The 14,497-nt window shown below is 71.9% G+C and carries 10 protein-coding genes; 6 read left to right on the forward strand and 4 right to left on the reverse strand.

Translation table 11 applies throughout. From position 1 onward, the window contains the following. Window positions 1-61: 61 nt before the first annotated feature. Both U8525_RS28710 and U8525_RS28715 read right to left on the reverse strand, forming a co-directional pair. On the reverse strand, window positions 62-1,234 hold the full coding sequence (locus U8525_RS28710) for a hypothetical protein (protein ID WP_374269892.1): 1,173 nt from the start codon (window positions 1,232-1,234) through the stop codon (window positions 62-64). Between the two features lie 23 nt (window positions 1,235-1,257). Continuing rightward, on the reverse strand, window positions 1,258-2,820 hold the full coding sequence (locus U8525_RS28715) for a hypothetical protein (RefSeq protein ID WP_374269893.1): 1,563 nt from the start codon (window positions 2,818-2,820) through the stop codon (window positions 1,258-1,260). A gap of 183 nt (window positions 2,821-3,003) precedes the next feature. Between U8525_RS28715 and U8525_RS28720 the strand changes: the two genes are divergently transcribed. Then, window positions 3,004-3,369, forward strand: coding sequence for a metallothionein (locus U8525_RS28720; protein ID WP_374269894.1), 366 nt, complete (start codon window positions 3,004-3,006; stop codon window positions 3,367-3,369). 45 nt (window positions 3,370-3,414) lie between these two features. Here U8525_RS28720 and U8525_RS28725 read toward each other — a convergent pair whose 3' ends face one another. Together U8525_RS28725 and nadA are read right to left on the reverse strand one after the other, a co-directional pair. After that, entirely contained in the window at window positions 3,415-4,026 is a 612-nt protein-coding gene (locus tag U8525_RS28725; RefSeq protein WP_374269895.1) for a hypothetical protein, read from the reverse strand. Window positions 4,027-4,113: 87 nt separating this feature from the next. Then, window positions 4,114-5,046: a quinolinate synthase NadA gene (gene nadA / locus U8525_RS28730; RefSeq protein WP_374269896.1), complete on the reverse strand. Its 933-nt coding sequence runs from the start codon at window positions 5,044-5,046 to the stop codon at window positions 4,114-4,116. Window positions 5,047-5,422: 376 nt separating this feature from the next. Here nadA and U8525_RS28735 point away from each other — a divergent pair, with 376 nt between their 5' ends. The 5 genes from U8525_RS28735 (at window position 5,423) to U8525_RS28755 (ending at window position 14,465) form a co-directional block, all read left to right on the forward strand. Beyond that, the gene (locus U8525_RS28735; RefSeq protein ID WP_374269897.1) at window positions 5,423-7,867 is read left to right on the forward strand and encodes a PilZ domain-containing protein; all 2,445 of its coding nucleotides are present in this window, start codon (window positions 5,423-5,425) and stop codon (window positions 7,865-7,867) included. Further along, on the forward strand, window positions 7,867-8,655 hold the full coding sequence (locus U8525_RS28740) for a methyltransferase domain-containing protein (protein ID WP_374269898.1): 789 nt from the start codon (window positions 7,867-7,869) through the stop codon (window positions 8,653-8,655). Before U8525_RS28735 ends, U8525_RS28740 begins: the two co-directional genes overlap by 1 nt. After that, window positions 8,652-11,579: an ATP-binding protein gene (locus tag U8525_RS28745; RefSeq protein ID WP_374269899.1), complete on the forward strand. Its 2,928-nt coding sequence runs from the start codon at window positions 8,652-8,654 to the stop codon at window positions 11,577-11,579. The genes U8525_RS28740 and U8525_RS28745 overlap by 4 nt, the downstream gene beginning before the upstream one ends. A 172-nt stretch (window positions 11,580-11,751) precedes the next feature. Beyond that, window positions 11,752-13,140 carry a peptide MFS transporter gene (locus tag U8525_RS28750; protein ID WP_374269900.1) on the forward strand — a complete coding sequence of 463 codons (1,389 nt, stop codon included), beginning with the start codon at window positions 11,752-11,754 and terminating at the stop codon, window positions 13,138-13,140. 782 nt (window positions 13,141-13,922) lie between these two features. Beyond that, on the forward strand, window positions 13,923-14,465 hold the full coding sequence (locus U8525_RS28755; RefSeq protein ID WP_374269901.1) for a hypothetical protein: 543 nt from the start codon (window positions 13,923-13,925) through the stop codon (window positions 14,463-14,465). The last annotated feature ends 32 nt before the right edge of the window (window positions 14,466-14,497 follow it).

Raw genomic sequence — 14,497 nt, forward strand, 5'->3', positions numbered from 1 at the left:
AAGCGGGCCCGCTCCCGGGGCGCCCTGGCGGCGCTCGGGTCGCGGGCCCCAGCAGCCGGCGTCAGGGCAGGATGAGGCCGCCGGGGCTGCGCCGATCGCCCGTGGGGGCGGCAGGAGCCGCTTCGGGGCCCGTGGCCGCCTGGGCGCCCGCTGCGGCGAGGACGACGACCTTGGCGAAGAGCGTCTCCGCGAAGCGCGAGAAGGGCTCGTCGAGCCCGTGGAAGAGGCGCCGCGCCTCACCCCTCGCGATGTCCGCCTGGAGGGCCCGCCCGGTCGCGTCGAAGAAGGCCGCCATGCGCCACAGGCGGCGCGCGTAGCGCTGGCGCACCTCCGGCGTGAAGTACGCCTTCGCCGCGTCCCGCACCCCCTGCTGGAGCTGTTCCTGGCGCTGGGCCTCGCTCAACGCCAGCGGGCTCTGGGCCAGCGCCTGCACCTGCTCCATCAACGCCCGCACCTCCGCTTCGGGCGGCAGCCACTCGGCGATCTCCGGCGTGGCATGGAGCTGATCGCCCTCCAGGGCGCGGCGCACGTCGTCGGGCTCGGGGGCGGGGAGGGGCTCCGGCTCGTGGACGGGCTGCACGTCGTGGTGGCGCAGCGCGGCCTCCAGGTCCGGCGGGAAGGGCGTGCGGGTGCGCAGGTTGAGGGCCGCGGCCTCGGCGAGCAGCCGGGCTCCCTCCTCGCGGGAGACCTCCATGCCGAAGCCGTTCTTCAGCCCGTGCTTGAGGATGCGGCGGATGTCCCCCCGGCTCTGCTCGGTGCGGGTGAGCTCCAGCACGCCCTGCTCGTCCGACGCGATGACCTGGAGCAGCTCCACGCCGCCGCGCACCACGCGCGTGAGCAGCAGGCCGTACTGCCCCGCCGACGACACCAGCGTCACCAGCGTGGGCAGCGCCTCCTGCGCCGGAGCCTCGGGCGCGGGCCTGGGCGCTTCCGGCGGGGTGACGCCGCGCGAGCGCAGCCGGTAGAGCGCCTTCTTCGCGGCCTTGGCCAGCGGCTTCACCGGGGAGGCGGAGAGGGCCTCCGGCAGCGCCACCTGGCCCGCCAGCACCGCCGCCTCCAGCACCGCGCCCGCCAGGGCTTCCGGCAGGGCCTCCACGGCCTCGGCGGACGCGCTGCCCACGTCGTCCGCGAGCCTCCGGGCCCGCGCGACATCCGCCTCCGGAAAGGTGGGCAGGGGCGTGCCGGCGCGCAGCGCATCCAGCAGGGGACGGGGCTCGGTGGGGGCAGGGCTCATGCGCCGGGGTTCTACTTCACGCCCTACCGCCGCCGCACCAGCCAGCTCCCCCCGGCCTGTCCCACGATGACCAGTTCCGACTGAAGCCGCCCGCCGAAGACGCGCGACGGCGGGACCCCGCGCACGAGGAAGTGGTCGTACCAGCGGCCCTGCGTCGCGTAGTCCATCTCCTGGGGCCGCCACTCGGACGGGAAGGTGGGCGGCACCTCGCCCCGGTAGCGCAGCGGGGAGTGCGGCGTGGAGGCGAAGGTGAAGTTGGGCACCCCGCCGCGCTCGCGCGCCACCACCGCCGCGCCGTGGATGAAGACGGGGAAGCGCACCACGCGCGAGCGCGGGTCGAACACCAGCCCCATCACCTTCGGCCGGTTCGCGGCGAGGTCGGACAGCACCTCCAGCTCGCGGGCCTCCTCGGAGAAGCCCCGGAAGCCGCGCCCCATCACGAAGGCCAGCAGCAGCGCGCTCGCCGCCGCCGCGAACGTCAGGGGCGCCCGCCATCCGGCGCGCACGGCCGGCACGCTGGCCACCAGCAGCGCCGCGGCCAGGTGCGCGTAGCGCGTGTTGAGGTAGTAGACGTAGCCCCGGATGTCGAAGGGCAGCAGGAAGTACAGCGCCAGCGCCAGCACGCCCAGCCCCAGCATCCGCCAGCGCGCCACCGGCCCCTCGCGGCGCGTGCCTGCGCCCAGGAGCCCCAGCCCCCAGCCCGCCACCGCCACCGCGCCCACCGCGTAGAGCGGCCAGCGGTCCGAGCCGTCATGGAACGTGTTGGCGAGCACCTGGAGGAACTCCGCGCGGTTCTGCTCGAAGCCCTTCCACGCCAGGTTCTGCGGCGAGAACGTGGGCCCCCACGCCTTCCACGGCGCGCCCGGCTGGATGTCCGGCGGGTTGCCGAACCGCAGCACCACCCACGACAGGAACAGCGCCACGCCGGGCGCCACGCCCAGGAGCGCCGGCACGCGCGGCCGCAGCCGGGCCCCCACGCCGCGCGCCGCCGCGTCCTCCGGCACCGGCGTGGTGAGGAGCAGCCACGGCAGCCCGAACGCCAGGAACCCGAAGGCCTGCACGTGGAAGAGCAGCACCGCCACCAGGCACAGCGCCAGCCCCACGCCCCAGCGCGCGCGGCGCGGCGCGTCCGTCAGCGTCCGCACGAAGAGGCCGCAGCACAGCAGCGTCAGCGGCAGGGCCGCCAGATAGTTGATGAAGCCCCAGCCGAAGCTGTCCCCATACGCGAGCGGCAGCGTCAGCAGCGAGGGCCACGACGGCCGGCCCAGGCTGCGCAGGAGAAAGGCCATGCCCAGCGGCATCCCCACCACGTACGCGGTGAGGAAGACGCGGTTGGCCAGGTCCAGCGGCAACAGCCAGTTGAGCGCGCTGACGAGGTAGTAGTACCCGAGGTAGGGCGTCAGCTCGTGCCGCGCCGCGAACAGCGTGGGGTACAGCGTCGTCGGGTCGTCCAGCCGGTGCAGCACCGAGATGAGGTACAGGTGCTGCGGCAGGTCCACCATGGGCAGGAAGCGCGACACCCAGAGCGGGAGCGCCCCCAGGACGAGCGCGGCGAAGAAGGCGATGCGGGCGGTTCGGGTCGTCACGGGCAGGAGGGCGCGGACTGTACGCGCGCGCCCCCGCGCCGGGCGAGCGCACCGTGGGCTCCGTTGGTGGGTAGGCAAAGGTACGTGCGAATGCCTTGGCAGGGGGAATGCCCTGCGCTATAGGCCGGGACGGCGGGCGCGTCCCCCCACGCCTCGCCGGGCCTTCGCCAAGGAGAGCGGACCATGGCACGCAGCGCGATGTGGATGACCTCGGGATTGCTGCTGGGCGGCCTCTGGCTGGTGCCCGCCAGCGCCCACGCCTGCGAGGCTCACGCGAAGGCGGCCGCCTCCAAGGGCGCCGAGACGCCCGCGCCGGAGGCCCGGAAGGACGACGCGCCGCGCCCCCTGGAGGAGCTGGATCAGCTGCTGACCGCGAAGTGCTCGTGCGGCAGCAAGGCGGACTGCACCTGCAAGCGCGGCAAGTGCGAGTGCGCCAAGTGCAAGGGGCACGCTGCGCCGCGTCAGGTGACGGACGCGCTGCGCGGCCATCCCGCCACGCAGGAGCTCCAGGAGGCGCGCAACGACGCCTCCGCCGGCATCTTCATCTGAGGTGGAGAGCGGGGCCTCCAGGGGCCCCGCCGCAGCCCGAGGGCCTCAGGCCGCCGGGCTGGAGGGCCGCCCGCGCGGCGCGGGGGTTCCGCCCTCCGCCACGAGCACGGGCCAGCCGCGCGCCATGGCCTCGCGGAAGAAGCCCGCGAGCTGGTACCGGCTGGTGTTCACCGCGCCCTGGAACGGGTCGATGAGGGCCTCCTCGCCCAGGCTCTGCTGCGAGGACAGCTGCACCGGGTGACCGCAGCGCTCGCAGCGGATGGACACCTGGCGCACCAGGGCCACCGGCACCGCGTAGCGGGCACCGCACTCGCCGCACTTCCACACCAGCGCGCGCTCGCCGGCCTCCCGGCGCGCGAGCTGCTCCAGCTCGTCCGCCAGGCGCAGGAGCGCAGGCAGGTCCTGGGGCGGCTGGGCGAAGATGGCGCTGGGGCCATAGCCCTTGCCCGGCGAGCCCAGCGCCGGGGGACGGTCGCCCTGGAGCAGGGCGCGCAGGCGGTCGCGGGCCTTCAGGTCGCGGAACTCGGCGCCGGCGAGCGCCCGCTCCACGGCTTCAATCACCGGGGGCAGCTCCGGCTCGAGGCGCTCCTCGTCTGGCAGGGTCTTGGGGAAGTCCACCAGCCGGTGGGCGGGAAGTGCGAGAAATCGGAAGGCCACGTCCCTTCCATGGCACTTGGGCCCGCCATCCGCAAGGCGCGAGTTGGCAAACGTGGGACGCGGGCAACAGTCCGCGCCCCTCGTGTTTCAGGCGGACCACTCCAGCATCCGCTTCAGGGGCGCCAGCGCCGCGTGCTGCAGCTCCGCCGGCAGCACCAGCTCCGGCGTCCGGTCCCGCATGCAGCGGTAGAGCTTCTCCAGCGTGTTGAGCCGCATGTACGGGCACTCGTTGCACGCGCACCCGTTGTCCGGAGGCGCCGGGATGTACGTCTTGTCCGGCGCGGCCTTCTTCATCTGGTGGAGGATGCCGGCCTCCGTCACCACGATGAACTGCTGCTTCGGGCTCTTCACCACGTAGTCCAGGATGGCCTTGGTGGAGCCGATGAAGTCCGCGTGCCGCAAGACCTGCTGCTCGCATTCCGGGTGGGCCACCACCTCCGCGTCCGGGTGCTCCACCTTCAGCTGCACGAGCTTCTTCTCGCTGAAGATCTCATGGACGATGCAGCTGCCCGGCCACAGCACCATGTCGCGGCCCGTCTCCTTCATCACGTGCCGGCCCAGGTGCTGATCCGGCGCGAAGAGGATGGGGCGGTCCTTCGGAATCTGGTTCACGATGCGCACGGCGTTGGAGGACGTGCAGATGACGTCGCTCATCGCCTTCACCGCGGCGGAGCTGTTCACGTACGACACCACGAAGGCGTCCGGGTGCTTGTCCTTGAAGGCCTTGAAGGCCGCGGGCGGGCACCGGTCCGACAGGGAGCAGCCGGCCTTGAGGTCCGGGAGCAACACCTGTCGGGTAGGATTCAGAATCTTCGCGGTCTCCGCCATGAAGTGCACACCACAGAAGACGATGACGTCCGCCTCCGTCCGCGCCGCCGCCTGCGCGAGCGCCAGGCTGTCGCCGACGAAGTCGGCCACGTCCTGCACCTCGCTCTCCTGGTAGTAGTGCGCCAGGATGACCGCGTTCATGGAGCGCTTCAGCTCCCGGATGCCGGCCTCGTAGTCCACCGTCTCGCCCATGGGGGGCCTCCTCGTCGCCCGCGCATTCTGTAACGGCGTCCAGGCCCCGGGGCCAGCGCGCTCCAGCGCCCTCCGGTCGCGCGTCCTACCCGCCAAGGGGTCCTGCCTGACTGCGCTTCTTTAACCTATTCCGAAAAGTCTCTTACCCCCGCGTACATCACCTAATCCATAGGAGCAGGTAAAGTACGCAGTGGTTGTTCGCCGGCGGCTCACCGGGAAGGCGTTTCAGCGCGGGCCCGCTGGCAACAGAGAGAGCACCTGGCTCGGACACTCAAGACATGCGGATGGCGGAAACGGGGCGCGTGCGAGCCCCGCGTCGACGGGAATGGCGCCATGCACAGGCGCCGGTGTGGCTCTTGCGCGTCGGGGAAAATCCATGAGCGTGCCGACTCACGAAGTCCTCATCGTCCACCCCAACGAGTTGCGCCGCAACGCGCTGAAGTCCGCGTTGGGCTCGCACCGCGTCTCGGTGGTGGGCTCACAGCTGGAGGCCACGCGGCGCATGGAGGCGTCCGTGCCCACGCTGATCATCGCGCCCGCGGACAACGCGCGCCGCTTCCTGCGCCACGTGGACCGCGCGGCCCCGGAGGCCGTCTGCGTGTTCGTCTGCGCGCGGTCGGATCGGCACGGGCTGGAGGAGCTGGTGGAGACGGCCGCGGAGGGGCACGTCTTCAGCACCGTGGATGATGGCTTGTCGGAGGGCGAGCTGCGCGCGCGCCTGCGGGACATCCTCCAACTGCGCGCCTCCACCCGCGTGTCGCTGGACGCCGGGATGCGCGTGGACTTCCAGCTGCGCGGCCAGCCCTTCACCGCCGAGTGCATGGACCTGGGCCCCTTCGGCGCCGCGCTCCAGGTCCCCATGGACGCGTCGCTGGCGGCCTTCCTGCCGGGCACGCCCCTGGAAGCGCTGTCCATGGTGCGCGACGGCCGGCCCGTGCTGCACGTGGCCCGCGCCTCCGTGCGCCACGCCACGCCCGTTCCACAGGGGACGCGGCTGTTCCTGCGCGTGGGCATCTGCTGGCGGCCCGCCGCGGACGACACCACCTCCGCCCCGCCGCGCACGCTGCGGGACGCGGTGGCGGTGCAGGCGGCGCTGCGCAAGGCGCTCCGGCGCGAGCTGCCCGTGTGGCTGCATCCACCGGACAGCCAGACGGCGCACTTCCGGCTGGAGTCCGCCACGGTGGAGCCCTGCGACGAGCGCGGCCTCCTGCGCGGGCAGGTGTCCCCGGCGCTGCCCTCGAGCGTGGGCGAGGTGGTCCACCTCTCCTTCGAGATGGGCGGCCAGCGCTACCGGGGCGTCACCAGCATGATCCACGTGGGGCATGACGGCGTGGCGCTGGGCATGCCCCGGTCGCTCGCGGTGGAGAACCGGCGCGGCCAGCAGCGCTTCCGCCCCGGCGCGCAGCACCGCTTCCTCGTGCGCTTCACCTCGCCCTTCAGCGGCCAGCGCATCACCCGCGCGGTGCTGGACCTGGGCGCGCGCGGGTTCGCCTTCCCCATCGACGCGTCGTGCGAGGTGCTGCCGGTGGGCTCGCACCTGGACACCACGCTGCTCTTGCCGGGCGGCGCGGAGGTGGCGTGCCGCGTGGAGGTGCGCTCGGTGGACGTGGTCCCCTTCGAGTCCCGGCATGATCAGCGCCTCCGGCCCTACCGCTGCGGCGTGCGCATCCTGGACATGCCGCGCGCGGTGCGCGACGCCATCGTGGATGCGTTCGTGTCCGCGCGGCAGCCGCAGGTGCACGACGGCGCGGTGTTCCGCTTCCCGGACCTCTGGCGGATGATGGAGGACGCCCGCTACACCTTCCACCCGGACCACCCCTTCGGCGAGGAGGCCCGCGTCCTGCCCGTCCTGGAGGAGACGCACGAGCGGCTGGGGCGCGCGAGAGAGCTGGGGCGCTCGCTCGTCTTCACGGATGACCACCGGCTGCTGGGGCACGTCAACGGCCTGCGCATGTACTCCGGCACGTGGCTGGTGCAGCACCTGGCCGTGATGCCGGGCTTCCGGCGCAGCGAGCAGATCTCCAGCGAGCTCACCTCGCTCGCCGTGGAGGTGGGCGAGGCGATGGAGGACGTGGAGTTCATCCGCTACATGTGGCGCACCGACAACCGGTGGCCGCACCGGCTGGGCACCTGGCTGGCGCGCGTGCTGGAGGGCCAGGGGCTGTGCCACCTGCGCCAGTTCCACTACCTGCGCGCGGACCTGGCCGTGAAGCCCGCCCTGGACGCGGGGACCCTGCCGGCCGCGCGCGAGGCGGGGCCGGAGGACCGCCGGTGGCTGGAGTCATACCTGCGCCGCCGGGGGGAGCTGGTGCGCCTGCTCAGCGAGGACCTGTGCGCGGACCCCGGCCCCGAGACCGCCCTGGGCGAGCGCTTCCGGGGGGCGGGCCTCCACCGCGAGCGGCGGATGTTCGTGGTGGACGGGGAGGCGGGCCCGCTCGCGATGGCGCTCCAGGACGAGGCCACGCCGGGCCTGAGCCTCATCGAGGTCACCAACGGCTTCAACCTGGTGGTGGCGGACCGCGAGCACCCTCGCACGAAGGACGCGGTGGCGGCGCTGGCGCTGCGGTGCATGGCGCACGCGCGCGAGCGGGGCCGGGGCTCGGCGCTGGGCATGGTGGACGTGCTGGACGTGCCGGTGCTGCGCGAGCTGGGCTTCGTGGACCAGGGCCGCTTCTCCGAGTGGACCTTCCACCGCTCCATGGTGCGCCGCTGGTGCGAGGCCTGGCGCTCGCTCTTCGAGCGGCAGCTGCCCATGCGGCGCACGAAGCACCGGGCCGCCGTCGCGGCGCCGGCGTCCCTCGAGAAGCAGGAGGCGCGGTGATGATGTACCTCATGGAATCCGCGGACGAGGCCCGCCGCCTCCTGGAGCAGGAGCAGTCCCAGGACACGCGCGCCGTCCTGCACCGCACGGGCCTCAAGCCGGGGGACCGGGCGCTGGACGCCGGCTGCGGCCCGGGCGGCATCGCGGAGGTGATGGCGGAGCTGGTGGGGGAGGGCGGCCACGTCACCGGCGTGGACCTGCACGAGGGCCGCGTCGCGGAGGCGCGGGCCCGCAACGCCCACCGCCCGCAGCTGACGTTCCTCCAGGCGGACGTGCGCGGCACGGGCCTGCCCGCGGACGCGTTCGACTACGCGTGGAGCCAGTACGTCTTCGAGTACCTGCCGGACCGGAACCTGGCGCTCGCGGAGCTCATCCGCGTGACGCGGCCGGGGGGGCGGGTGGTGGTGTCCGACATCGACGGATTGGGCTTCCAGAACTGGCCCTTCCCGGAGCACCTGCGCGTGGGCACCCAGCGCATCGTGGAGGCCCTGGCGTCGCGCGGGTTCGACCTGTACGTCGGCCGCAAGCTGTACTCGGAGTTCCGCCGCGCGGGGCTCACCGACGTGCGCGTGCACCTGATGCCGTTCTACCTTTCTCCGGGGGCCGCGGAGGCGCGACTCGTGCGAGACTGGAAGACGCGCTTCGAGGCGCTCGCGCCGGTGGGCGCGGCGGCCCTCGGGGGCATCGAGGCCTACCAGGCGCACTGCGCCGACTTCCTGGCGATGCTCGAGGACCCGGAGGGCTTGAAGTACGCGGTGACGCTGGTCACCGAAGGAACGAAACCGTGACCGAACGCCTTCCGGCGGTGAAGGTGCAGGAGGTGTCCCCGGACAACGCCCCCGAGGTGAGCGTCCGGGCCACGTCCACGCTGCTGCTGTACTTCGAGCACCGCTACGGGGCGGAGCGGCTGGCCAAGGCGTGGCGCGACCACGGCTTCAGCCTGGGGCTGGACTACATGCGCCAGCCCACCAACTACGTCTCGCTGCGCTTCCTGGAGCGCGTGGCGGCGGCGCTGCGCGAGGAGTCTGGCGACTCGCGCTTCATGCGCGAGGCGGGCCTCTTCACGGCGTCGCCGCAGGCGCTGGGCTTCGTCTTCTACATGCTGCGCGCCTTCGGCTCGCCCAAGGCCTGCTACAAGCAGACCATCGACTTCTCCCCCAGCTACAACCGGGTGGGGGCGTTCACGGTGGACCTGCTGGAGCACAAGCGGCTCAAGCTGTCCTACCGCAGCAGCATCCCGGAGCAGAGCCGCAACATCTGCGAGCTGCGCATGGGCCAGTTCGCGTCCTTCCCCACCATCTGGGGCCTGGCGCCCGCGGAGGTGCGGGAGACGGAGTGCCAGGTGCTGGGCGGCGCGGCGTGCCGCTACCACCTCACCTGGACGGATCCGCCCACGCTCTGGGGCCACTACCTGGGGCTGCTGCTGGGCATGGTGAGCGGGCTGCTGGCCACGCACGTGGGCTGGGCGGACGCGCTCTTCTCCGTGACGTCGCTGGGCATGGGCGGCTTCGCGCTGGGCGGCTGGCTGGACCGGCGGCGCGAGCTGCAGCGCAAGGACGAGCTGCTCGCGGCGCAGGCCCAGGCGAACATGGGCTCCCTGCGCGAGCTGCAGCAGCGCTACGACGAGGTGTTCGGCAGCAACGTGGCGCTGGAGGACCGCGTCGCGGCGCGCACGCGCGAGCTGTCCGAGGCCAACGCGAAGCTGGAGGCGGCGCTCGCCAAGCAGCGCGAGCAGGACCGGCTGAAGACGGAGTTCTTCGACAACGTGAGCCACGAGCTGCGAACGCCGCTCACGCTCATCCTGCTGTCGCTGGACGCGCTCCAGAAGGAGCCGGAGTCGTTGCCCACGGTGGTGCGGCAGCACCTGGTGACGCTGGACCGGAGCACGCAGCGCCTGCTGCGCCTCATCGACAACCTGCTCAACCTGGCCCAGCTGGAGGCGGGCAAGGTGCGCCTGCGCTACCAGCCGCTGGAGCTGCACGCGTTCCTGTCCTCGCAGCTGCTGCCCTTCCGCTCCGTGGCGGAGAAGCAGGGCATCACCCTCACGCTGGAGGGCGGGCCGGCGTCGGTGGTGCACGTGGACGCGGAGCGCATCGAGGGCGTGTTCCACAACCTGGTCTCCAACGCGCTCAAGTTCACCCCGGCCGGCGGCAGCATCGCGGTGCGCGTGCGCGAGGACGACAGGGACGTGCACGTGGAGGTGGCGGACACGGGGCAGGGCATGGCGCCCGCGGACCTGGCCGTCATCTTCGACCGCTTCGCCCAGGCGGACACGTCCGGCACGCGGCGCTTCGGGGGCAGCGGCATCGGCCTGGCGCTGGTGAAGGAGACGCTGGAGCTGCACGCGGGCGGCATCGAGGTGTCGAGCACGCCGGGGCAGGGCTCGAGCTTCCGCGTGCGGCTGCCCAAGGGCACCGGGCACCTGCGCGAGGACTTGCGCGAGCGCCGCGCCACGGACCTGCCCACGCGCCGCGAGCGCCGCAGCTCCGGCCGCTTCGCCACCGTGCTGGCCGCCACCGTCGCCGGGGCGCAGCGCCCCACGGAGCCGCAGGACCACACGCGCGCGGACGCGAAGGCGCCCCGCGTCCTGGTGGTGGAGGACGACGCGGAGATCCGCGCCTTCATCGCGGACATCCTCGCGCCCAGCTACCGGGTGCTGGAGGCCGTCAACGGCGAGGAGGGCGTGCGCCGCGCGCTGGAGGAGCGGCCGGACCTGGTGGTGTCCGACGTGATGATGCCGGTGCTGTCCGGCCTCAACCTGCTGGTGCAGCTGCGCGCCCACGTGCAGACGGTGGACCTGCCCGTCATCCTGCTCACCGCGCGCCAGGAGGTGTCCGCGAAGGTGGAGGCCCTGGGCGCGGGCGCCAATGACTACCTGGGCAAGCCCTTCAGCCCGCGCGAGCTCCTGGCGCGCGTGGAGACGCAGCTGCGCCTGCGCGACGCGGCCGTGCGCGCGGCGGAGAACGAGCGGCTGGCGGCCATCGGCCTGCTCACCTCCGGCTTCGCGCACGAGGTGCGCAACCCGCTCAACGGGCTGATGAACGCGCTCATCCCGCTGAAGGACGTCGTGCAGGGGAAGCAGACGGGCGGCGACCCCAACATGGGCCCGGCGATGCTGGAGGTGATGGAGGAGTGCGGCCAGCGCATCCGCCACCTGGCGGAGTCGCTGCTGTCCTTCGTGCGCACGGCGGAGAAGCCGGTGGCGGTGCGGCTGGACGCGGCGCTCGACTCCACGCTCAGCGTGCTGGGCTGGCGGATCCCCCCGGGCGTCGTGGTGGAGCGCGCCTACCACTGCGCGAACCCCATCTGGGGGGACCCCGGCACCCTCAACCAGGTGTGGCTCAACCTCCTGGACAACGCCCTGCGCGCGGTGGGCGACGCGGGCCGCGTGCGGGTGGAGACGGCGCAGGCGGGCGACGAGGTGCTCGTCACCATCTCCGACACCGGCGTGGGCATCCGCCCGGAGGACCTGGAGCGGCTCTTCCAGCCCTTCTTCTCCACCCGCGCCGCGGGGGAAGGCACCGGCCTGGGCCTGGCGCTCAGCCGCCGCATCATCCTGCAGCACGGCGGCCGCATCCACATCACCAGCCAGATGGGGCAGGGCACGCGCGTGGAGGTCCATCTGCCCCTGCGGCCGGCGCACGCGGAGCCGCTGGCCCAGACCCCCACCACGGGTGCGACGCGCGGCCGGTGGTCGCGGCGCATCGGCTGACGCGCCCGGCCACGAGCGCGGGGGACGCGGGGGGCTGACAGGTTGCTCGCGCAGGGGGCGGGAATTCCCCAGGACGCGGGGTGTCCTCTGTCCTCGCCCAGGGCGAGACTCCTGTTACAGTCGCGCGACTTTTCGTTTCCCCTCACAAGATTCCGTTCGAGGAACTCACGGCATGCAAAGCACCGTCGCCGCGGGCGAGGCCCGCAAGGGGCATCCCCCGGGCCTCTACCTGTTGTTCGCCACCGAGATGTGGGAGCGCATGTCCTATTACGGCATGCGCGGCCTGCTGGTGCTCTTCCTCACCGACAAGGTGCGGGGCGGCTTTGGCTGGTCCGCGGCGGACGCGCTGAGCCTGTACGGCACGTACACGGGCCTCGTGTACCTGACGCCCATCCTAGGCGGCTACATCGCGGACCGCTTCATCGGTCAGCGCAAGGCGGTGCTGCTGGGCGGCGTGCTGATGATCATCGGCCACCTGCTGCTGGCGCTACCGGGCGTCCCCATCTTCTACACGGGCCTGGGCTTCCTCATCATCGGCAACGGCTTCTTCAAGCCGAACATCTCCACCATGGTGGGCGGGCTGTACCCCGCGGGTGACGGCCGGCGCGACGGTGCCTTCACCATCTTCTACATGGGCATCAACCTGGGCGCGGTGCTGGGCAACTTCATCTGCGGCACGCTGGGGGAGCGCGTGGGGTGGCACTGGGGCTTCGGCTCGGCCGGCGTGGGCATGGCGCTGGGCGTGGTCATCTTCATGTCGCTGTCCAAGAGCCTGCTCGGCAACGTGGGCCTGGCGCCCGCGCCGCGCCCCACCGACGCGCAGACGACGACGCCGGACGGCAAGCACCACGCCTTCTCCCGCGAGGAGTGGGACCGCATCATCGTCATCTTCATCATCGCGCTGTTCGTGGTGGCGTTCTGGACGGGCTTCGAGCAGGCGGGCGGCCTGATGAACCTCTACACGGACCAGAAGGTGGACCGCACGATGTTCGGCTGGGAGGTGCCCACCACCTGGTTCCAGAACTTCAACTCCGTCTTCATCGTGACGCTGGCGCCCGTCTTCGCGGCGGTGTGGAGCTCGCTGGCGGCGAAGGGCAAGGACCTGAGCATCCCGGTGAAGATGTCCCTGGGGCTCATCTTCCTGGCCGCGGGCTTCGCCTTCATGCTGGGCGCCTCCAAGGAGAGCGCGGCGGACGGCAAGGCGGCGGCGTGGTGGGTCATCATGGCGTACCTCTTCCACACCATGGGCGAGCTGTGCCTGTCGCCGGTGGGCCTGTCCATGGTGAGCAAGGTGGCGCCCCAGCGCGTCGTCTCCGCGATGATGGGCGTGTGGTTCCTGGCGAACGCGGCGGCCAACAAGCTGTCCGGCGTGCTGGGGGGCTACTCGGAGAAGATGGGTGAGTTCAGCGTGTTCCTCACCATCGTCATCGGCGCGGGCCTGGCGGGCGTCATCCTGCTGTTCCTGGCCCCCATGTTGAAGCGGATGATGCATGGCACGGACGAGGTGACGCCCGCGGCGGCGCCCACGCACCAGGAAGGCACCGTCCACCCGGCCACCTGAGCTTCCAGGCTCTGGGGGTTCGGTTGAAGATAAGCGCCGGAGCGCCTCGCGCCCTCCGGCGCTTTTCTTTTGTCAATGCCTCGCTGTGGGCATCAGGATTTACCGGTCAGCCGGCAACCAGACTGGCCGGCCAGCCGGGTATTGCGTCAAGGGCTGGATGTTGCCGTGTCAGCAATGTTCGGTGGCCGCCTCCGCGTCCGGCTGTCGTGAGGGGAAAGCATTTCAAGCGATGGTTCGTCAGACGCGGTGCTCTGGAGGCAGCGTTGATGAGGTGTCAGCCATTCCAGGTCTCCGCCCTCAGTGCGCGGAGCCTGCTCTTGTCTGTGTTCCTTGCGTTCCTCCCCACCACCATGCTGGCACAAGGGGCGCCAGGCGAATGCCCTCGCGACACCGCGTCCGTGGAGGTCTGCAATGGTTGTGACGACGACCTCGACGGTCTCATTGACGAGGATGGCGTCTGCCGGTCGGACTCGCTCTCTTGTGAGTGTGAGCCGGTGACTTGCGCATCGCAGGATGCCAACTGCGGCGCGATGCCGGATGGCTGCGGCGGCACTCTGCAGTGCGGCACCTGCCCCGCGGGCCAGTCTTGCGGCGCGGGAGGCACCCCCAACGTCTGCGCGGACTCCACTGGCTGCGCGCCCCTCTCGCAGAGTGCGGCGTGTGACGGGAAGAACTGCGGCCTGGTGTCCAATGGCTGCGACGGCGCCTACTCGTGTGGCACCTGCTCCGGGAACAACTCGTGCGGTGGGGGCGGGACACCCGATGTCTGCGGTTGTACGCCCTTGAGCCAACAGGCAGCGTGTCTGGGCAAGAATTGCGGCACGGCGTCCAATGGCTGTGGTGGCACCGTCACCTGTGGGACGTGCTCCGGCGTCAATACCTGTGGCGGTGGCGGCGCGGCCAACGTCTGTGGTTGCACGAAGATCACCCAGACGGCGGCCTGCAACGGGAAGAACTGCGGCCTCGTGTCCGATGGCTGTGGAAGTGTCTACAACTGCGGCTCGACATGCTCCGGCTTCAACACCTGCGGTGGGGGCGGGACGGCCAACGTCTGTGGTTGCACGCCCACCCCCCAGGCCACGGCCTGCGCGGGCAAGAACTGCGGCACGGTGCCCAATGGCTGCGGCGGGACCTGGAGCTGTGGGACGTGCTCCGGCTTCAACTCCTGTGGCGGCAGTGGGACGGCGAATGTTTGCGGTTGCACGCCGAGCATTGAAGCCTGTGACGGCCGGGAGTGCGGCTCGGCCAGTAATGGCTGTGGCGGCACGGTGCGCTGCGGCACCTGCGCTTCGGGGCAGGTCTGCCAGACCGGTGTCTGCCGCTGAGCCTCCGCCCCTGAATCCTCTTCGCCAGGCGC

This window comes from Corallococcus sp. RDP092CA (assembly GCF_041903675.1).
Lineage (GTDB): Bacteria > Myxococcota > Myxococcia > Myxococcales > Myxococcaceae > Corallococcus.

Coding starts and splice junctions, on each gene's coding strand:
- U8525_RS28710 (WP_374269892.1), bottom strand. CDS start 1,234: ATGAGCCCTGCCCCCACCGAGCCCCGTCCCCTGCTGGATGCGCTGCGC.
- U8525_RS28720 (WP_374269894.1), top strand. CDS start 3,004: ATGGCACGCAGCGCGATGTGGATGACCTCGGGATTGCTGCTGGGCGGC.
- nadA (WP_374269896.1), bottom strand. CDS start 5,046: ATGGGCGAGACGGTGGACTACGAGGCCGGCATCCGGGAGCTGAAGCGC.
- U8525_RS28735 (WP_374269897.1), top strand. CDS start 5,423: ATGAGCGTGCCGACTCACGAAGTCCTCATCGTCCACCCCAACGAGTTG.
- U8525_RS28740 (WP_374269898.1), top strand. CDS start 7,867: ATGATGTACCTCATGGAATCCGCGGACGAGGCCCGCCGCCTCCTGGAG.
- U8525_RS28750 (WP_374269900.1), top strand. CDS start 11,752: ATGCAAAGCACCGTCGCCGCGGGCGAGGCCCGCAAGGGGCATCCCCCG.